Source organism: Mesorhizobium sp. M1365 (assembly GCF_040317865.1).
Lineage (GTDB): Bacteria > Pseudomonadota > Alphaproteobacteria > Rhizobiales > Rhizobiaceae > Mesorhizobium.
The window spans coordinates 263,944-281,375 of the sequence record NZ_JAMYLG010000003.1; the positions used below are offsets into that span (position 1 = coordinate 263,944).

Sequence of the window (17,432 nt, forward strand, 5' to 3'; positions counted from 1 at the left end):
ACAAGCTCAGCGCCGGGCCCCCTCTCCCCCGTTCTTCACGGGAGAGGCTGAGGGTGAGGAGCGGCGCCAACGTTGCCAGATTATTCAATACCGCTCGAACCCCCTGTGCAGTTCCCAGTCCGTAATCCGGCGGTCGTACTCGAACTGTTCCCAGTGTGCCGTGTGGACGTAATGTTCCAGCACATCGTCGCCGAGCGCCTGCCTCAGCATTTTCGATTCCGCCAGCGTCGCGGTGGCGTCGCGCAATGTCTTTGGAATTTCAGGCAGCTGCGAGGCCTGGTAGGCATCACCGACGAAGGGCTTCTGCAGTTCAAGCTTTTCATCGATGCCGGCAAGCCCGGCCGCGATCAGCGCGGCGAAAGCCAGATAGGGGTTCAAATCGGCGCCGCCGATGCGGCATTCCATGCGGATGCCCTTGGTGCCCTCGCCGCAAAGACGGAAACCGGCGGTGCGGTTGTCCTCGCTCCACATGATCTTGGTCGGCGCAAAGGTGCCGGCCTGGAAGCGCTTGTAGGAGTTGATGTAGGGCGCCAGGAACCAGGTGAATTCCTTGGCATATTTGAGCTGCCCGGCCGCCCATTGCTGGCCGAGCGCCGACAGCGTCCACTCGGCATTTTTGTCGTAGAACAACGGCGTCTTGCCGTCGGCGCTCCACAGCGAATTATGGATGTGGCTGGAATTGCCGGCGAGCCCGTAATTGTACTTGGCCATGAACGAGATCGCCTTGCCTTCGGACTCGGCGATTTCCTTGGCGCCGTTCTTCAGGATGACGTGGCGGTCGGCCATGTCGAGCGCCTCGGCGTAGCGGACATTAATCTCTTCCTGGCCTGGCCCCCACTCGCCCTTCGAATTCTCGATCGGGATGCCGGCCGCCTCCATCTCGTTGCGCAGCCGGCGCATGACGCCTTCTTCCTTGGTGGTGATGCCGATCTGGTAGTCGCCGATATAGGGCGATGCCGTCTCGAGGCCCTGCCAGTGCTTCTTGCGGGCGGAATCGTAGGTTTCGCTGAACAGATAGAATTCGAGCTCGGAAGCGAAATAGCCGATATAGCCGCGATCCTGCAGCCGCTTGACCTGCTTCTTCAGCATGGCGCGCGGCGAATGCGCCAGGTCATCATGGGTATGGTGGTCGAGCACGTCGCAGATCACCAGCGCCGTCTTCTCCAGCCACGGAACGCGCCGCAGCGTCGCAAGGTCCGGCTTCATGACGAAATCGCCATAACCCTTCGACCAGCTCGCCGCCTTGTAGCCGGGCACCGGTTCCATATCGATGTCTGCGGCCAAGAGATAGTTGCAGCCATGCGTCTCGTCATGCGCGGAATCGACGAAATAGCGGGCCAGGAACCGCTTTCCCGCGAGCCGCCCCTGCATGTCGACGATGCAGGCCAGCACCGTGTCGACCTCGCCGCCGGAGACCGCTTGCTTCAACTGATCGAACGAGAAATTTCCGGCCATTCCTTTGGCACTCCAGCGCTTGTCGTTTCGGGTTTGTCACTTTGAAAAGGAAACGGAAACCCATGGCCGGCACGATGCCGGCCATGCTCATCAGAGAGCGTCAGGCGCCGGCCTCGCCGACAGCTATCTCGGCTGCCTTGATCGCCGCCTGGCGCTTCGCGATCTGGTCGCCGATGGGCGGACCCTGGAAGCGGCGGTTCTCGAAACCGAACCAAAGCACCGCGGTCAGCACGATGAAGCCCAGGGTGATATAGAGCACCTTGTCGTTCGGCGGCTGGATGGCGATGTAGAAGATGATCGCCATGCCGATGATCGACAGGATGCAAAACAGCTTGAACAGGCCGGCGCCGAGATTCCATGGGCCGGGATTCGGCCATTTCGCCGTTCCGAAAGCCGTCATGCCGAGCGCGATCGGAATGGTGAAGGACAGGAACAGGAACACCAGCGTCGAATTGACGACGATGGTGTAGATGTTGGTGCCGCCGATCGAAATGAACTGGGCAAGAAAGACATAGATGATCTCGAGGATCGCAGCGGTCCAGATGGCATTGACCGGCGTGCGCCAGGTTGGGCTGACTTTGGCGAGCCCGGCCGAACCGACCGGCATGCCGCCGTCGCGAGAGAACGCAAACAGCATGCGCGAGGCCGAGGTCACCGTGGCGAGGCCGCAGAGGAACTGCGAGATCAGGATTGCCAGATAGAGAAGTTCTTTCAGCCAGCCCGGTAGGATTGCATCCATTGTCGAGAAGAATACGCTCCAACCCTGCTTGGCGCCTGCCGCCAGGTCCGGAATTGCCAGAACGATCGCGCAGACCATCGCCCAGCCGATCAGCGACGACCAGAGCACGGACGAAATGATCGCCCGCGGAACGGAATGCGCTGCCTTCAGCGTTTCTTCCGAAGTATGCGCCGACGCATCATATCCGGTGATGGTGTAGACCGGCAGCAGCAGGCAGAGCAGGAACAGGTAGCTCATGGAATCCGACTGTGGGAAGACACCGCCGCCGGCATCACCCGAATAGTTGGTGAAGGTCCACAGCCGCGTGATGTCGATTGCGGGCGCAAACACTAGGCAGGCAATGATCAGCACAGCTGTTGCGCCAAGGATCAGGAAGCCGGAAGCGTCAGTCAGCATGGCGGTCAGCTTGATGCCGAAGTGATTACAGAGCGCCTGGATCGCGGTGATGACGGCGACAAATCCGACAATCTCGCCCGGAGTACCGGTAATGCCGAACCAGCTCCCGAACGTTCCAACGAAGAAGAAAGCAGTACCGATGTTGATGGCGCCGAGCACGGTGATCAGGCCGAGCAGATTGAGCCATGCGGTGAGCCAGCCAGTGAAACGGTTCCCTAGGATGGATGCCCAGTGATAGAGGCCGCCGGCGGTCGGAAATGCAGAGGCGATCTGGGCCATGGCGAGCGCGAAAAATCCCGAAACCATGCACCCGACGATCCAGCCGATGCCAGCGCCGGCGCCACCGATGGACGACGTCGCCTGCGCGAAGGAATTGATGCCGCCTGAGAGGATGCAGATGATCGAGAACGAGATCGCGAAATTCGAGAAGCGGCTCATGCTTCGCGACAGTTCCTGAGCATAGCCCATTCCGTGGAGAACTTTCAGGTCCTCCTTCTTGTCAACTTCGCTGTAACCCGGTGCTACCATTTTAAAGTCCCCTTTTGGTTTCTTAGCTGGCCGATTGAACTGACTTTCCGACTGCGCTTGGTCTGGAGGCCTTGGCCGCTTCGGGCTCCAGATTGAGAAAAATACCTGCGAGCAGATCCGCCCATTTCCGCTGCCCGGCTGCGCCGGCGATCTCGTCGTTGCGGATTTCAATCATTGCGCAGGCCAGCCCGCGCGAGCGCGCATGGCGTTCCAGCGTGAAATAGACCCGGTCGGCCGGCGAATAGGGTTCGTTGACGCCGACGCTGACGCCGGCAAGCCGCTTCAGTGTCGCGATCAGCGGCGCCGCCAGCCGGCGATCCTCGTCGTGGATGATGCCGATGTGCCAGGGCCGGCTTTTGCCTTTGTAGAGCGGCGTGAAGGAATGGATCGAGACCAGCCTGGTCTCCCGCCCGGCCGCCAGGCGCTCGTCGATGACCGTTGCGATCCGCTCGTGAAACGGTCGCCACGCCAGCGCGATGCGCGCCTCCCGCTGGTCGGCCGAAAGTCCCTGGTTGGCCGGGACCACGGTTTTTTCGCTGGCGCTGACCGTCACTATCAGGTCCGGCGCGTCGAGCGGGCGGTTGCAGTCGATGATGAGCCGCGAGATGCAGGTCTCGACCAGCGTCGCATCGAGCGCCTCGGCCATGCGGCGCGCCACCGGCAAGGCGCCGGGATCCCAGGCGATGTGGCGGGAAAGTTCCTCGGCGGCAAGGCCGAGCGTTCCGAATTCCGGTGGAAGGAAATTGGAGGCGTGGTCGCAGGTCAGCACGAAAGGGCTTGATCCGCCGGGGTTCGTCACCCTTACGGTTTCAGGCGATGCAAGGCTGGCGGGCCGTGCTGTCTCCATTGTCTGCTGTCCCCGGGGAGCGCTGTATCGTATGTTACGTATTTTGCCTCATTGCGTCCCTGCGGATGATTTCATACAGTTTGGCCGGCTTTGTCAAACGCGATTTCGATAATGCGCTAACGGCACGGCCAGGGTGGGGAAAAAGCATGGTTTCGAGCATTGCCGAACTGATCTCCGACCGTATCGGCACCATGCCGGCCGGCGAGCGGCGCGCAGCGCAAGCGCTGATCGCCAGCTATCCGCTGATCGGGCTGAAGACAGTCGCCGAATTCTCGGCTACGGCCGGCGTATCATCGCCGACGATCCTGCGTTTCGTCGCCCGGCTCGGCTTCCAGAACTATCCGGAATTCCAGTCGGCGCTGCAAGACGAGCTGGCGGCACAATTGCAGTCGCCGGCTTCGCGCACGCTCAATCCCCCCTCGCAGGGCAGCAGCGCCGTGTCGCCGATGCTGGAGGCGACCCTCGACAACATGCGCGAGACATTCCGGCATCTCTCGGACAAACAGCTTGCCGACATCGTCGCCAAGCTAGCCGACCGGCGCGGCAAGACATTCCTGATCGGCGGCCGCTTCACCGACCCGCTGGCGCGCTACATGGCCGCCCACCTCGCCATCATCCAGCCCAACGTTTTTCACCTCGGCGGGCAGGAAAGCGTCTGGCGCGACCGACTGATCGACATGGGCAAGCGCGACGTGCTGGTGATCTTCGACATCAGGCGCTACCAGGACAGCTTGGTCCGTTTCGCCGAGACGGCCAACCAGCGCGGCGTGCAGATCGTGCTGTTTACCGACCAGTGGCTGTCGCCGATCGCCCGCTTCGCCCGCCATGTCATCGCCGGGCGCACCGCCGTGCCTTCGGCCTGGGACTCATCCGCCGCGCTTTTCGTCGTTGCCGAAGCCCTGATCGGCGCGGTCACAAGGCAGCTCGAAGCCGACGGCGCCAAACGCATCCGCGAACTGGAAAGCCTGCGGTAGAGCTCCTCCGGAAAGGCACGCCTTTCGCTTCGGTCTAGTCCACTAGAAAACTGATCATCTGCAGGATCAGGATCAGCAAAAGGACGCCAAAGACAGTCGCAACCACCGCTGCCAGCAGGACGGTGCGTTGTTTCTTACCCATGGCTTTCCCCCCGACAGCATAGTCCCCGTCCACGACTGCGAATATCAGTCCCGCCCCACTGCTCGGCCACCTCCCAACTCCCCAAGACCCGCCTGCGGCTTGGGCGGAGGAGTAATGACGACTGGTTCACGTGCGAAATGAACCGCTTACCAAGGTGCTCGCTAACGGGCACGGCCGCATCATTCATCCGACCCATGTCACGGCCGAATGACCACCTTGCATTTCGGGCTTAACCATTCAGCCGCTAAGCGTGCCCCACTCCAGCTACTTTACCCATGGCAAGCATGATCGAAGTTCGGCTAACCTTGTCGACGTGAAGCCGCTTCCTTGAACCAAAGCGCGGTGAACTGCGCGGAGGAATTCGATGAGCTATCTGGACGAGCTGTTCTCAGTCGCCGGCAAGACGGCGCTGGTCACCGGCGCCGCGACCGGCATCGGCCGCATGGCGGCGACCGCTCTGGTCATGGCCGGCGCCTCGGTGATGATTGCCTCGCGCAAGGGCGAGGACTGCGCCAAGGTTGCCGGCGAGTTGAACGGACTTGGCGCATCCGGCCGGGCGGAAGGTTTTGCCGGCGACGTCTCCAGCGAGGCCGGCATTGCGGCGCTTGTGGCCGAGGTCAGGGCGCGGACCGAGCGGCTGCATATCCTGGTCAACAATGCCGGCATCTCCTGGGGCGCGCCGCTGGAAAGCTTTCCCTACCATGCCTGGGCCAAGGTGTTCGGCGTCAACGTCACCGCGGTTTTCCACCTGACGCGCGAATTGCTGCCTCTGCTCGACGCCGCCGCCAGCGATGCCGACCCGGCCCGGGTGATCAACCTCGGATCGGTGATGGGCACGCAGCCGTTGGCCGAAGATGCCTACTCCTACTCGGCCTCGAAGGCCGCGGTTCACCACCTGACGCGCATCCTGGCGATCGAGTTCGCCGCCCGCCGCATCACCGTCAACGCCTTTGCGCCTGGCCCTTTCCAGAGCCGGATGACGGCCTTCGCCACCGGCACCGAAGACCAGGCAAGACATATCGGCAACCACGTTCCGATCGGCCGCATCGGCGCACCGGATGACATTGCTGGCGCAACGCTCTATTTGTGCAGCCGGGCCGGCAGCTATGTCACCGGCGCCATCCTGCCGATCGATGGCGGGCAGTCGGTGCAACACGGGCTGACATTGTTCAAGGAATGAGACGCACGCCATCCGGCGAGTGAAATGCCGGGGGTGAAGATGGAGGACATCAGCGTGGAACCGATCAGTCTCGATGTGCTTCTGGCCAACGTCGGCAAGGAAGTCGGCGTGTCGCCATGGCGGGTCGTCACCCAGCGCATGATCGACCAGTTCGCCGATGCCACCGACGACCATCAGTTCATCCATTGCGATCCGGAACGCGCCAGCCGCGAAACGCCGTTCGGCGGCACCATCGCGCATGGCTTCCTGTCGCTTTCGCTGTTGTCGGCGATGACCTTCGAAACCATGCCGCCGCTGGAAAACAGCAAGATGGGCGTCAATCATGGCTTCGATTCGCTGCGCTTCCTGGCGCCGGTGAAGACCGGCTCGCGCATCCGCACCCGTTTCGTGCTGGCCGACGTCAAGGTCAGGCCGTCGGGGTGGGTGCAGACGGCGCACGACGTGACGATCGAGATCGAGGGCTCGAAGAAACCGGCGCTGACCGCGCGCTGGCTGACGCTGACGCTGATCGAACGCCAGCCGGAAGCGGTCTGACTCTCGTCGGGCTGAGAAGCCCGAATCTATCTGTGCCAAATCTATTTGGCTTCGGCCGCGACGTACTTCATGTGGCGACTGACCTGCAGCGCAATGTAGACGACCAGTGAACAACCGATAGGGAACACGATCTCGTTGAGGCCGGTTGCGATCGCCTGCGGCATTGCGAGAGCAGCGTCGTTCGCCGCGGCCGTCTCGATGGTCAGCACCGTGATGCCGCCGCCGAATACCGCGCCTATCAGGGCGCCTGCCAGCGCGAAATGGAGCGGACGCGGTTCTTCCTTCGATGCCAGCGACGCCAGTGCCCAGCCGAGCAGCCCGTATTCGATCGCCCGCAGCACACCGAGCGTCGTGAGCGACAGGATGGCCGGCTTTGCCGCCGCGTCCAGCGCGCTGACCATAACCTTTTGCGTCCCTTTGGCGATGCCCATCGCCAGTGGCGCCGAAATCGCACCGATCAGGCCACCGAGCGAGGCTCGCACCTTGGTGAGCGCCGTGCCGAGGCTGACGCCGGCGCAGACGAAGAACGACCAGGTCACGCCTTGCGCCAGTTCGATCAGAACCTGCGTCGTCGCCGGGTAGGCACCTGCCGCAAATCTGACGGTCAGAATGAGAGCTTCCATGGCGAAGCCGAGCGCGATCGCCAGCCATGCGACCATGACGACGCGCCTGAGCGCCATCCTGGCGCGATGAGAAAGCGGGTCCACGTCCGGCACGCCGGACGAAAGCTCAGTTCCGGTCATAACGGCCTCCCGAAACGAAATTTTTGCAGAGCCGCGAATTAGTCTTTGTCTGTAACAGTCCGATGTTGCCGGCTTTATTGCCTGGTTACATCGTTTTGTGAGGTCAAGCCTCTGCTTCACACCGCCCTTGCCCGACGCCGTACAGCGTATATATGCTGCATCCAGCATCAGTCATAAGGCAGTAGAAAGTTGCAGCTAAGCGTCCAGGAGCGCCGCGAAAAACAAAAGGCCGAACTGCGTTCCGAACTTGTCGACGCCGCGCACAAGCTTGTCCAGGAAGAAGGCTATGACGGCCTCACCATCCGCAAGCTCGCCAAGCGCGTCGGCTATGCGCCGATGTCGGTCTATTCCTATTTCGCCGACAAGCAGGACATCCTGTTCGCGCTGGCCGAGGATGCCTTCGAGACCCTGGCCAGGCGCATCGCAAATCATACGGCCGACGACCCGATCGAGGCGCTCAAGGCGGTGCTTGTCGAATACGCCGCCTTCGGGCTGGAAAATCCCAACGAGTACCGCACCGTCTTCATGACCGAAAAAGTCAAGCCGCCGACCGGCAAGACCTTTGCCGAGATGGAAGGCGGCAACCCGGCGATGAAAGTGCTGATCGAGAGGGTCGAAGCCTGCGTTGCCGCCGGCAGGCTCAAAGGCGATCCACGCGCCATCGCCACCATGCTGTGGGCGGTCGGCCACGGCGCCATCTCGCTGCTGATCACCTTCCCGTTCTACCCGTTCGGCGACCAGACGACGTTCATCACACGGATCGGCGACATCATGCTCGAAGCCATCGCCGCGCACGAGATTGCGCCGCTCACGCCGCCCGTCAACTGCTGAAGAGCGGCGCTCCTCCCGATCTGCAGGATCTTCTCCGAACGATCCGCGCCACAGCGCCGAGCGTTCGGCAATTCTCCGTACGCGTACGATTCTGCTTGAACATCGGGAGTCCAGGGCGTATCTGTACGCAATACCGTACAAGTACGAGAAATTCAATAGCTGAACCGGAGACCGACGATGAAGAAGGCAATCCTCACGCTCGCCGCCCTGCTGGCGCTCTCTAGCGCCGCATTTGCCGGCAGCAGTCAGACAGGCAAGCAAGAAGCGGCCTGCATCGACACCAAGGCTGATGTGAAGCTCGATTGCGCGCCGACCGGATCGCTTGAAAAGGCGGACGCCGCGGCCCACAAGGCCGGCAGCAAGGGCCCGAGGCTCGGCATCGGCATCGACCCGTGGATCGTGCCAAGCAGCTTCTGAGCCGACGGGCGACAACACGCGGTGATGAACCGAAAGGGCGGCAGCAATTACCGGCCGCCCATCGTGCTGCCTCAGCCCTGCTTTTTGTCACCCCGCGCAGATCACTTCTTGCGCTTCTGTCCCACCACGCTTTTGGGCTTGCCGGGTCTTGCCGGTGCGCCGGGAATGGCCGTTCCGGTGATCGACACCGGATCGCTGGCCGGGAATGTATCCTCGAGGCCTTCCTCGAGTTCCTCTTCGATATCCGTCCCAGTGCGCTGCTCGTCTTCGAAAGAGCGCACGGCCGGCGTCTTGACCGGCGACTTCGGCGCGGAGTTCGGCGGCATTTGCGTTCTCCCTCGGCTCGCCGTCGCAGAACGGGCGGGCGCGGCGAACATGCCTATGCTGCCGCGTCGCGCGCCGCCTCCGACAGAAAAGTAAAGACATAATCGGAAAAGGAACGCCAGCATTCGACGCGGAACGCGTCGGCCGCCGTGCGCAACAGCACGATTTCGACCTTGCCGAGAATGGTATGCGACGCCGCCCCGACCGGAAAGACGTCGAGCGACAGATCCTGCGGGCAGCCGGCATTGATCGTCGCCGCGGCAGCCGGACCGGTAACCGATATGGCGACGTTGCGGTGCGAGATGCCGACCGCCGAATGCAGTACGGAAATGCTGGCGCAGTCGGCGAGCGGATCTTTTCCGCTCTCGTCGATGACCAGCCATTCGTCCGGCCCGAGCCACAAGGCCGTGCGTCCGGCCTTTGCCGCCGAGGTTTTCGGCCTTTGCGGCAGGACGACGCCGAGCGCTTTCGAAAGTGCCGCAATCGAGGCTTCCGGCGCGCGCAGCGATATGCGCTCGGCCTGCGGCAGCACGGCAAGTGTAACGCCGGCGGCGGAAAGCGACTGGCCGGCGAGAGCTGGACGGCGTTCGACTGAGGGTCCGGCGGCGTCGGTTTTCAAAGCGGCTTTAGCCATTGAGGCGCTCCCCCTTCTCGTCGAAGAACACCATGCCGGTGACCTCCACCTCGATCACCCCGTCCGGCATCGGCACATAGAGCGTCTCGCCCGTGCGATCGCGGCCGCCGGCGACCAGCCCCAGCGCGATCGAGCGGCCGCAATTTTGCGACCAATAGCTCGAGGTGACATGGCCAATCATCTTCATCGGGATTGCCTGCTTCGGGTCCGCAACGATCTGCGCGCCCTCCTCCAGCACCACCTTGGGATCCCTCGTCTTCAGGCCGACAAGCTGCTTGCGGCCCTTGGCAACCAGGTCCGGCCGCGCCATGCCGCGAATGCCGACGAAATCGGTCTTCTTCTTGCCGACGGCCCAGTCGAGCCCGGCATCGTTCGGCGTCACCGTCCCGTCGGTATCCTGGCCGACGATGATGTAGCCCTTTTCGGCGCGCAGCACATGCATCGACTCGGTGCCGTAGGCACAGGCTCCGTGCTTCTGGCCCTCGGCCCATAGCGCTTCCCAGACCGCCTCGCCATAATCGGCCGGCACGTTGACCTCGAAGCCGCGTTCACCGCTGAACGACATGCGAAACAGCCTTGTCGGCACGCCGCAGATCCTGCCTTCGCGCACCGACATATGCGGCAGCGCCTCATCCGACATGTCGATGCCCTCGACCAGCGGCGCAATGATGTCGCGAGACTTCGGTCCCTGCACGGCAATCACCGCCCACTGCTCGGTGATCGAGGTCAGCCAGACGTTGAGATGCGGGAACTCGGTCTGGAGATAGTCTTCCATATGGTTCATGACCCGCGGCGCGCCGCCGGTCGTCGTCGTCACATGGAAACGGTCGGGTGCAAGCCTGCCGACGACACCGTCGTCATAGATGAAGCCGTCCTCGCGCAGCATGATGCCGTACCGGCAGCGGCCGGGCTCGAGCTTCTCCCATGGATTGGTGTAGAGCAGTTCCATGAATTTGGCCGCATCCGGCCCGACCACCTCGATCTTGCCCAGCGTCGAGGCGTCAAACAGGCCGGCCGTCTTGCGCACCGTCACGCATTCGCGGTCGACGGCGGCATGTATGTCCTCGCCCGGCTTCGGGAAATACCAGGCGCGCTTCCACTGGCCGACATCCTCGAATACAGCGCCCTGGCGCTCGGCCCAGGGATGGATCGCCGTCTTGCGGGTCGGGTCGAACAGGGGACCCCGCGCGTGGCCGACGATCGAGCCGAATGTCACCGGCGTATAGGGCGCGCGGAACGTCGTCAGCCCGACCTGCGGGATCGGCTTGCCCAACGTCTCGGCGGCAATCGCCAGGCCGTGCATGTTGGAGGTCTTGCCCTGGTCGGTCGCCATGCCATTGGTGGTGAAGCGCTTGACGTGCTCGATCGAGCGCATGCCCTCATGCACTGCCTGGCGGATGTCCTTGGCGGTGACGTCGTTCTGGAAGTCGACAAAGGCCTTGACCGTCGTATCCGATCCGGCACCGGGTGCTGCACCCAGCATGCCGCGCGACCAGCTCTCGCCGGCGTCGACCTTCGGCTTGGAGCCCTTGGCCGGCCTGCTGCCGGCGTCCTTGGCCGCCTTGGCGCCCGCTGCATAGGCCTCGTCGATCGTCGCCGACAGCCCGTCGGTACCGTTGCAGGCGCCGACCGAGACGCAGTCCTGCGCATAAATTCCGGGCACGAAGCGCTTGGTCTCGTCATTGAAGGCGACCTTGCCGCGCGATTGCGAGAACAGATGCACCGATGGCGTCCAGCCGGCCGACATCAGAATCGCGTCAACCGGGATGGTGCGCTCGCCGCCGCCATTCTTCGGCTGCACGGTCATCGACGACACCCGCAATTTGCCGCCGGCGCGGATCACCGCGCGGCCGAAATTGACCTCGATGCCGAGCGCCCTCGCCTCGTCGATCGCCGGCCCGGTCGGGTTGTCGCGCAGGTCGACGATCGCCGCCACGTTGATGCCGGCCTTTTTCAGGTCGATCGCCGCCGCATAGGCGGAATCGTTCGCCGTATAGACGCCGATATTCCTGCCGACGGCGACGCCGTAATGGTTGAGATAGGTGCGCGCCGCCGACGCCAGCATGATGCCCGGCCGGTCGTTGTCGGCAAACACCATGTGGCGCTCGATGGCGCCGGTCGCCAGTACCACGCGTTTAGCGCGAACCTGCCACAGCCGCTCGCGCGGCAGGTCGCGGCCGGGGTTCTGCAGATGGTCGCTGACGCGCTCGACCAGCCCGACGAAATTCTGCGCGTAATAGCCGAAGGCCGTGGTACGCGGCAGCACGCGGACATTGTCCATCGCGCTCAACTTGGCGAGAGCCGATTGCGCCCAGGAAAAACCGTCCTGGCCTTCGATCTTCGCGCCGCTCTCGAAGCGCAGGCTGCCGCCGAATTCCGCCTGCTCGTCGGCAAGGATGACGCGCGCGCCGGTCTCGGCCGCGGCCAATGCCGCGGCGATGCCCGCGGCACCGCCGCCAAGCACCAGCACCTCGCAATGGGCGAAGCGCGCCGAATAGTGGTCGGGATCCGGCTGGTCAGGAGCGACGCCAAGACCGGCGGCGGCGCGGATCTTGGGTTCGTAGAGGTTTTTCCACGCAGCCTTCGGCCACATGAAGGTCTTGTAGTAGAAGCCGGCCGAAAGCATCGGCGAGGCAATACTGCTGACGGCACCGACGTCGAAAGCGAGCGACGGCCAGCGGTTCTGCGACTGTGCGGTCAATCCGTCATAGAGCTCCTGCACCGTGGCACGCACGTTCGGCGTCTTGCGTGCCGCGTCGCGCTTGATCTCGACCAGCGCGTTCGGCTCTTCGGCGCCGGCCGACAGCAAGCCGCGCGGCCGGTGGTACTTGAACGAGCGGCCGACGAGATGGACGCCGTTTGCAAGCAGCGCCGAGGCCAACGTATCGCCCTCGATGCCGGTATAGGGGCGGCCGTCGAAGCTGAAGCCAGCTATCTTTGCCTGTTTGAGCCGCCCGGCGCCGGCAATGCGGAACGTGGCGCTCATTTGGCGGCTCCCGGCAGCTTTACGGGCTTCGGCTCGCCGGCCTTGTAGGTCATCAGGAACCTGTCGCTGACGGTGTCGCGCACGGCGTTGAAGAACCGCGCGCAGCCATGCATGTGCCGCCAGCGCTCATAGATGATCCCCTTGGGGTTTGAGCGGATGAAAAAGAACTTTTCAAAATCGTCGTCGCTCTCGCTGGCGATGTTTGGGGAACGCGCGATATGCGCCTCGCCGGCGTTGCGGAATTCGAGCTCCGGACGCTCTTCCTCGCAATAGGGGCAGCGGATGAGAAGCATCAATCGACTTTCTTGGATTTAGTCGACCCATCATGTGCAGAGCCGTCATGTCTGCCACGATTGGTCACAACATTTTCTTCGGCAGGGCGGTCTTCGACGAGCAATCCTACCGCCCGCAAATTCACTTTGGCTCGATCGACATCAGCCTGCGTTCGTGGTCCAGAGAAGGTTCTTCGGGAACCGATATCCAGAAACGCGTTTTCGAGTATTTTCGGTATGGCAAACGCCCATACGCAGAAAAAAGTAGGTACGCCCACAATTACAAACATGGCCAACATGACGGGATCGACCCCGTTGGCCTCATACCCGACTATTCGAACCAAAATCTCCCTGACCACTAACAGCATGAAGAGCACCGTGGCGCCCACGAGGGCCAATCCGAAAAGCATGGTGTGAGTCTTGCGCGTCATTGCGGCCTTCAGTGCGCCACCGCCGCCGCCGCCGCCTCGTCGATGAGGCGGCCGGTGCGGAAGCGCTCGATGGTGAAGGGCGCGTTGATCGGGTGCGGATCGTCCCTGGCGATCGTATGGGCAAAGACATGGCCCGAACCCGGCGTCGCCTTGAAACCGCCCGTGCCCCAGCCGCAATTGACATACAGGCCGGGCACCGGCGTCTTGGCCAGGATCGGCGAACGGTCAGGCGTCACGTCGACGATGCCGCCCCATGAGCGCAGCATCTTCATGCGCGTGAAGATCGGGAACATCTCGCAGATGGCGTCCAGCGTATGCTGCAAAATGTGCAGGCCGCCGGTCTGCGAATAGGAGACATATTGGTCGGTGCCGGCGCCGATGACCAGCTCGCCCTTGTCGGACTGCGAGATATAGGCATGCACGGTGTTCGACATCACCACGCAAGGCACCACCGGCTTGACCGGCTCCGACACCAGCGCCTGCAGCGGATAGCTTTCCAGCGGCATGCGCACGCCGGCCATGTTCATGATCACCGATGAGTGCCCGGCGGCAACCACGCCGACCTTCCTGGCGCCGATGAAGCCGCGCGTCGTCTCGACGCCGGTGACCGCGCCGTTCGGCGCCCGTTTGACGCCGGTGACCTCGCAATTCTGGATGATGTGGACGCCGCGCGCCGAGGCGCCGCGCGCATAGCCCCAGGCGACGGCATCGTGGCGCGCCGTGCCGCCACGGCGCTGCAGGGAGGCGCCCATCACCGGATAGCGCGCATTGCGCGAAATGTTGAGCGGCGGGCAGAATTCCTTGGCCTGCTCCGGCGTCAGCCATTCATTGTCGATGCCGTTCAGCCGGTTGGCGTGGACGTGCCGCTTCAGCACCTGGATGTCGTGGATGTTGTGGGCGAGCATCATGACGCCGCGCGGCGAATACATGACGTTGTAGTTGAGTTCCTGGCTGAGCCCGTCCCACAGCTTCAGCGCATGGTCGTAGATGCCGGCGCTTTCGTCATAGAGATAATTGGAACGGATGATGGTGGTGTTGCGGCCGGTATTGCCGCCGCCGAGCCAGCCTTTTTCCAATACCGCGACGTTGGTGACGCCGTGCACGGTGGCGAGATAATAGGCGGTGGCCAGGCCGTGGCCACCGGCGCCGACGATGATGACGTCGTACTCCTTCTTCGGCTCCGGTGAGGACCATTGTTCCTCCCAGCCCTTGTGACCGCGCATGGCCTCGCGGGCGATGGCGAATACCGAGTATTTCTTCAACGTCGCAGGCCTCGCAAATGACGGCCGGGCATTCACTCGAACGCCGGCGCGCGAGCTGTATCACTAGCGAAACGGCGCTGCCAGCCTTGCACTGTTTGCGACGGCGCTTGCCGTTTTGCGCCGTGGTGAAAAAGCCGCATGCGGGCTGGTTGATGCAATTGCCATCCATCACTATCCGTCGCCTGGCGATCGGAGGATTATGGCGGTGGCTAACGTCTGGTGGAATCTGACATTGCGCTTCATGCTGGAACTCGCCGCTTTGCTCGGCCTCGGCATGGCGGGCTGGAGCCTCTCAGCGGGCATGTGGCGCTGGACCCTTGCCGCGGCATTGCCGTTCGTTGCCGCCGCGCTCTGGGGTACGTTCGCGGTGCCGAACGATCCGAGCCGGTCGGGGCGGGCGCCGGTTCCGGTGCCGGGCGGTTTGCGGCTGGTGCTCGAACTCGCCGTCCTGTTCGGCGGCGCTGCCGGATTCCACCTGGCCGGTTACACGACAGCCGGCATTGCCGTCGCCCTTCTGATCGCCGTCAGCTACGCATTTTCGCTCGATCGGCTCGGCTGGCTGCTTAGGCAATAGTCCAGGCCGACACCACCTCGCAGGTATCGGGTGGTCCGCACCGCCCCGATTTGCGACCAAGCATCCAATTGCCGGCCAGAACCGGCGCCAAAAAAGGATGCAGAAAATGTTCGCACTCGCCAACAAGGTCGCCATCGTCACTGGCGCCAGTTCCGGCATCGGCCGCGCCACGGCAAAGCTCTTTGCCGAGGAAGGCGCCAAGGTGGTCGTCGCGGCCCGCCGCCAGGCGGAACTCGATGCGCTGGTTGCCGAAATCGAAGACGCCGAGGGCACCGCCATTGCGCTTGCCGGCGACGTCCGCGACGAGGCCTACGCGAAAGTCCTGGTCGACCTGGCGGTCGAGAAATTCGGCGGGCTCGACATCGCCTTCAACAATGCCGGCTCGGTCGGCAGGATGGGGCCGGTCTCTGAGCTGTCGCTGGAGGGCTGGCGCGAGACGCTCGATACCAATCTGACCAGCGCCTTTCTCGGCGCGAAATACCAGGTGCCGGCGATGGTCGAACGCGGCGGCGGCTCGTTGATCTTCACCTCAACCTTCGTCGGCTACACGGTCGGCATGCCCGGCATGACCAGCTATGCCGCGAGCAAGGCCGGACTGATCGGATTGACGCAGGTGCTGGCCGCCGAATTTGGCGCCAAGGGCGTCCGGGTCAACGCGCTGCTGCCGGGCGGCACCGACACGCCTTCGGCGACATTCAACACACCTGAATCGCGGGCGTTCGTCGAAAACCTGCATGCCTTGAAGCGCGTCGCCGAGCCAGAGGAGATCGCCCGCTCGGCGCTTTACCTGGCTTCCGATGCATCGAGCTTCACCACCGGCACGGCACTGTTCGCCGACGGCGGTGTCTCGATCACCCGCACGTGAAGCGTTTCGCGGTTGGCGTCGGCCCGCCAGCCGCAATGCCGGAAAACCGGTCTTGCTTTTCCCGGCGATTTGACGATTCCGTCTTCTCCTCGAAAACGGGTTGGAAACATGCTGCTGATCAGGACCTATATCGCTGCAAGCGCAATCGAAGGCGTCGGCGTGTTCGCCGCCGAGCCGATCCGGAAAGGGGCGCAGATCTGGCGGCTCGATCCGGACTTCGACCGGCTGATCCCGATGGAAAGATACGAGACGGCGCCGCCGCACCTCAAGGAATTGCTCGACAGATATGCCTATCCCAGTCCGGACCGGCCGGGCTTCATGGTCTATGAGGTCGACAATGGCCGCTTCATGAACCACGCCGACAAGCCGAACACCGACTTTTCGCAATATGGCGGGGCCACCGCGACCCGCGACATCGCCGCCGGCGAGGAAATAACCTGCGACTACGGCGAGTTCTTCGAGGGTTTCGAGCAGCTCCACCTGGCCACGGCGTAGCGGCGCCTATCTGGCCCAAGGCGAATTTTGTTCTTGCTTTGTGCCGGCAGCTATGCTACTAATATCGGTATGATGCTGATTCACACCAAGGACCCGTCTCTGAGGCGGGTTTTTCGTTTCGGGATTCGGCGGCCTCAAGCTTCGGTCTTTTCGGCGGTGAGTTTCACCCCTAAGGCCTTCACCACGCCAAGCAATGTCGAGAGGCGCGGGTCGCCATCGGGGCTCAGTGCCTTGTACAGGGCCTCCCGGGTGACGCCGGCATCTTTCGCCACCTTGGACATGCCACGCGCGCGGGCAACTATGCCGAGAGCATTCGCGATATAGCCGGTATCGCCCGTGGCAAAGGCGTCGGCAAGAAGTTCGGCCTGGGCCTCCGCGCGGCCGAGATGTTCGGCAGGATCAAAAGGCAAGGTCTCGTGGGGCATTTCAGATCTCCTTGGCCATTTCAATGGCCTTCCTGATATCGCGCTTCTGCGAGGACTTGTCGCCGCCGCAGAGCAGGATAACGAGCGCGCTGCCGCGCTTGACGAAGTACAGTCGGTAACCGGGACCGTAGTCTATCCGAAGCTCGCCGATGCCATCGAAGAACTTCACGTCTCCCATCAGTCCGGACTGGATACGTGCCACGCGGATCGCAATCCGCTCGGCCGCCCGCATATCGTTTAGACCCTTGAGCCAGTCCCGGAACTCGGCGGTTTGCTCAACGATGGTCACTCGTGAACTATAGTTCACAGATTGAAAAAATCAAGCCGCCATGTGGGACTGTCGTGCCCGCCCGGACGGCACCGCCTCTCAATCGGCTG

The 17,432-nt window shown here is 63.1% G+C and carries 20 protein-coding genes; 8 read left to right on the forward strand and 12 right to left on the reverse strand.

Annotation, left to right across the window (positions count from 1 at the left end):
• Positions 1-84: 84 nt before the first annotated feature.
• The 3 genes from NKH04_RS05445 to NKH04_RS05455 all read right to left on the reverse strand — a co-directional run bounded on the left by NKH04_RS05445 (position 85) and on the right by NKH04_RS05455 (position 3,965).
• Entirely contained in the window at positions 85-1,455 is a 1,371-nt protein-coding gene (locus NKH04_RS05445; RefSeq protein ID WP_352918271.1) for a glutamine synthetase family protein, read from the reverse strand.
• 100 nt (positions 1,456-1,555) lie between these two features.
• Complete coding sequence (locus NKH04_RS05450; RefSeq protein WP_352539379.1) at positions 1,556-3,118, reverse strand: amino acid permease; 1,563 nt, start codon at positions 3,116-3,118, stop codon at positions 1,556-1,558.
• A gap of 22 nt (positions 3,119-3,140) precedes the next feature.
• Complete coding sequence (locus NKH04_RS05455; protein WP_352918273.1) at positions 3,141-3,965, reverse strand: N-formylglutamate amidohydrolase; 825 nt, start codon at positions 3,963-3,965, stop codon at positions 3,141-3,143.
• Positions 3,966-4,111: 146 nt separating this feature from the next.
• On the opposite strand from NKH04_RS05455, the gene NKH04_RS05460 reads away from it, so the two are divergent.
• The 3 genes from NKH04_RS05460 to NKH04_RS05470 all read left to right on the forward strand — a co-directional run bounded on the left by NKH04_RS05460 (position 4,112) and on the right by NKH04_RS05470 (position 6,795).
• Positions 4,112-4,939, forward strand: a complete 828-nt coding sequence (locus NKH04_RS05460) for a MurR/RpiR family transcriptional regulator (protein WP_352469495.1) — start codon at positions 4,112-4,114, stop codon at positions 4,937-4,939.
• Positions 4,940-5,445: 506 nt separating this feature from the next.
• Complete coding sequence (locus tag NKH04_RS05465; protein ID WP_352918275.1) at positions 5,446-6,261, forward strand: SDR family oxidoreductase; 816 nt, start codon at positions 5,446-5,448, stop codon at positions 6,259-6,261.
• A gap of 39 nt (positions 6,262-6,300) precedes the next feature.
• Positions 6,301-6,795 carry a MaoC family dehydratase gene (locus NKH04_RS05470; RefSeq protein WP_031211357.1) on the forward strand — a complete coding sequence of 165 codons (495 nt, stop codon included), beginning with the start codon at positions 6,301-6,303 and terminating at the stop codon, positions 6,793-6,795.
• Positions 6,796-6,836: 41 nt separating this feature from the next.
• On the opposite strand, the gene NKH04_RS05475 is transcribed toward NKH04_RS05470, so the two are convergent.
• Complete coding sequence (locus NKH04_RS05475; protein WP_352469493.1) at positions 6,837-7,538, reverse strand: hypothetical protein; 702 nt, start codon at positions 7,536-7,538, stop codon at positions 6,837-6,839.
• Positions 7,539-7,727: 189 nt separating this feature from the next.
• Here NKH04_RS05475 and NKH04_RS05480 point away from each other — a divergent pair, with 189 nt between their 5' ends.
• The gene (locus NKH04_RS05480; RefSeq protein ID WP_352469491.1) at positions 7,728-8,369 is read left to right on the forward strand and encodes a TetR/AcrR family transcriptional regulator; all 642 of its coding nucleotides are present in this window, start codon (positions 7,728-7,730) and stop codon (positions 8,367-8,369) included.
• Positions 8,370-8,546: 177 nt separating this feature from the next.
• Complete coding sequence (locus tag NKH04_RS05485) at positions 8,547-8,786, forward strand: DUF680 domain-containing protein (protein ID WP_352469490.1); 240 nt, start codon at positions 8,547-8,549, stop codon at positions 8,784-8,786.
• A gap of 101 nt (positions 8,787-8,887) precedes the next feature.
• Here the strand turns inward: NKH04_RS05485 and NKH04_RS05490 are convergent, their stop codons facing one another.
• The 6 genes from NKH04_RS05490 to NKH04_RS05515 are packed head-to-tail and all read right to left on the reverse strand — an operon-like array spanning position 8,888 to position 14,695.
• A complete protein-coding gene (locus NKH04_RS05490; RefSeq protein WP_023675341.1) occupies positions 8,888-9,112 on the reverse strand; it encodes a hypothetical protein in 225 nt (74 codons plus the stop codon).
• Between the two features lie 53 nt (positions 9,113-9,165).
• A complete protein-coding gene (locus NKH04_RS05495; protein WP_352918277.1) occupies positions 9,166-9,744 on the reverse strand; it encodes a sarcosine oxidase subunit gamma in 579 nt (192 codons plus the stop codon).
• The gene (locus tag NKH04_RS05500) at positions 9,737-12,730 is read right to left on the reverse strand and encodes a sarcosine oxidase subunit alpha (protein ID WP_352918279.1); all 2,994 of its coding nucleotides are present in this window, start codon (positions 12,728-12,730) and stop codon (positions 9,737-9,739) included. Before NKH04_RS05500 ends, NKH04_RS05495 begins: the two co-directional genes overlap by 8 nt.
• Positions 12,727-13,023: a sarcosine oxidase subunit delta gene (locus NKH04_RS05505; RefSeq protein ID WP_023675338.1), complete on the reverse strand. Its 297-nt coding sequence runs from the start codon at positions 13,021-13,023 to the stop codon at positions 12,727-12,729. Before NKH04_RS05505 ends, NKH04_RS05500 begins: the two co-directional genes overlap by 4 nt.
• Positions 13,023-13,433: a hypothetical protein gene (locus NKH04_RS05510; RefSeq protein WP_352767718.1), complete on the reverse strand. Its 411-nt coding sequence runs from the start codon at positions 13,431-13,433 to the stop codon at positions 13,023-13,025. Before NKH04_RS05510 ends, NKH04_RS05505 begins: the two co-directional genes overlap by 1 nt.
• Positions 13,434-13,441: 8 nt before the next feature.
• The gene (locus tag NKH04_RS05515; RefSeq protein ID WP_352448264.1) at positions 13,442-14,695 is read right to left on the reverse strand and encodes a sarcosine oxidase subunit beta; all 1,254 of its coding nucleotides are present in this window, start codon (positions 14,693-14,695) and stop codon (positions 13,442-13,444) included.
• A 199-nt stretch (positions 14,696-14,894) separates the two neighbouring features.
• Here NKH04_RS05515 and NKH04_RS05520 point away from each other — a divergent pair, with 199 nt between their 5' ends.
• From NKH04_RS05520 to NKH04_RS05530, 3 genes are all read left to right on the forward strand, one after another.
• Positions 14,895-15,269 (forward strand): DUF2568 domain-containing protein, encoded by a 375-nt coding sequence (locus tag NKH04_RS05520; protein WP_352501931.1) that lies wholly within the window; start codon positions 14,895-14,897, stop codon positions 15,267-15,269.
• Between the two features lie 106 nt (positions 15,270-15,375).
• Complete coding sequence (locus NKH04_RS05525) at positions 15,376-16,134, forward strand: SDR family oxidoreductase (protein WP_352814416.1); 759 nt, start codon at positions 15,376-15,378, stop codon at positions 16,132-16,134.
• A 108-nt stretch (positions 16,135-16,242) separates the two neighbouring features.
• Positions 16,243-16,629, forward strand: a complete 387-nt coding sequence (locus tag NKH04_RS05530; protein WP_352454023.1) for an SET domain-containing protein — start codon at positions 16,243-16,245, stop codon at positions 16,627-16,629.
• A 134-nt stretch (positions 16,630-16,763) separates the two neighbouring features.
• Here the strand turns inward: NKH04_RS05530 and NKH04_RS05535 are convergent, their stop codons facing one another.
• Together NKH04_RS05535 and NKH04_RS05540 are read right to left on the reverse strand one after the other, a co-directional pair.
• Positions 16,764-17,054, reverse strand: a complete 291-nt coding sequence (locus tag NKH04_RS05535; RefSeq protein ID WP_352448268.1) for an addiction module antidote protein — start codon at positions 17,052-17,054, stop codon at positions 16,764-16,766.
• Position 17,055: 1 nt separating this feature from the next.
• Positions 17,056-17,343: a type II toxin-antitoxin system RelE/ParE family toxin gene (locus tag NKH04_RS05540; protein ID WP_352448269.1), complete on the reverse strand. Its 288-nt coding sequence runs from the start codon at positions 17,341-17,343 to the stop codon at positions 17,056-17,058.
• Positions 17,344-17,432 lie beyond the last annotated feature (89 nt).

Excerpts from the sequence above, each read along its gene's own strand:
- NKH04_RS05445 (WP_352918271.1), bottom strand. The coding sequence starts at position 1,455 with ATGGCCGGAAATTTCTCGTTCGATCAGTTGAAGCAAGCGGTCTCCGGC.
- NKH04_RS05450 (WP_352539379.1), bottom strand. The coding sequence starts at position 3,118 with ATGGTAGCACCGGGTTACAGCGAAGTTGACAAGAAGGAGGACCTGAAA.
- NKH04_RS05455 (WP_352918273.1), bottom strand. The coding sequence starts at position 3,965 with ATGGAGACAGCACGGCCCGCCAGCCTTGCATCGCCTGAAACCGTAAGG.
- NKH04_RS05460 (WP_352469495.1), top strand. The coding sequence starts at position 4,112 with ATGGTTTCGAGCATTGCCGAACTGATCTCCGACCGTATCGGCACCATG.
- NKH04_RS05465 (WP_352918275.1), top strand. The coding sequence starts at position 5,446 with ATGAGCTATCTGGACGAGCTGTTCTCAGTCGCCGGCAAGACGGCGCTG.
- NKH04_RS05470 (WP_031211357.1), top strand. The coding sequence starts at position 6,301 with ATGGAGGACATCAGCGTGGAACCGATCAGTCTCGATGTGCTTCTGGCC.
- NKH04_RS05475 (WP_352469493.1), bottom strand. The coding sequence starts at position 7,538 with ATGACCGGAACTGAGCTTTCGTCCGGCGTGCCGGACGTGGACCCGCTT.
- NKH04_RS05485 (WP_352469490.1), top strand. The coding sequence starts at position 8,547 with ATGAAGAAGGCAATCCTCACGCTCGCCGCCCTGCTGGCGCTCTCTAGC.
- NKH04_RS05490 (WP_023675341.1), bottom strand. The coding sequence starts at position 9,112 with ATGCCGCCGAACTCCGCGCCGAAGTCGCCGGTCAAGACGCCGGCCGTG.
- NKH04_RS05495 (WP_352918277.1), bottom strand. The coding sequence starts at position 9,744 with ATGGCTAAAGCCGCTTTGAAAACCGACGCCGCCGGACCCTCAGTCGAA.
- NKH04_RS05500 (WP_352918279.1), bottom strand. The coding sequence starts at position 12,730 with ATGAGCGCCACGTTCCGCATTGCCGGCGCCGGGCGGCTCAAACAGGCA.
- NKH04_RS05505 (WP_023675338.1), bottom strand. The coding sequence starts at position 13,023 with ATGCTTCTCATCCGCTGCCCCTATTGCGAGGAAGAGCGTCCGGAGCTC.
- NKH04_RS05510 (WP_352767718.1), bottom strand. The coding sequence starts at position 13,433 with ATGACGCGCAAGACTCACACCATGCTTTTCGGATTGGCCCTCGTGGGC.
- NKH04_RS05520 (WP_352501931.1), top strand. The coding sequence starts at position 14,895 with ATGGCGGTGGCTAACGTCTGGTGGAATCTGACATTGCGCTTCATGCTG.
- NKH04_RS05525 (WP_352814416.1), top strand. The coding sequence starts at position 15,376 with ATGTTCGCACTCGCCAACAAGGTCGCCATCGTCACTGGCGCCAGTTCC.
- NKH04_RS05530 (WP_352454023.1), top strand. The coding sequence starts at position 16,243 with ATGCTGCTGATCAGGACCTATATCGCTGCAAGCGCAATCGAAGGCGTC.
- NKH04_RS05535 (WP_352448268.1), bottom strand. The coding sequence starts at position 17,054 with ATGCCCCACGAGACCTTGCCTTTTGATCCTGCCGAACATCTCGGCCGC.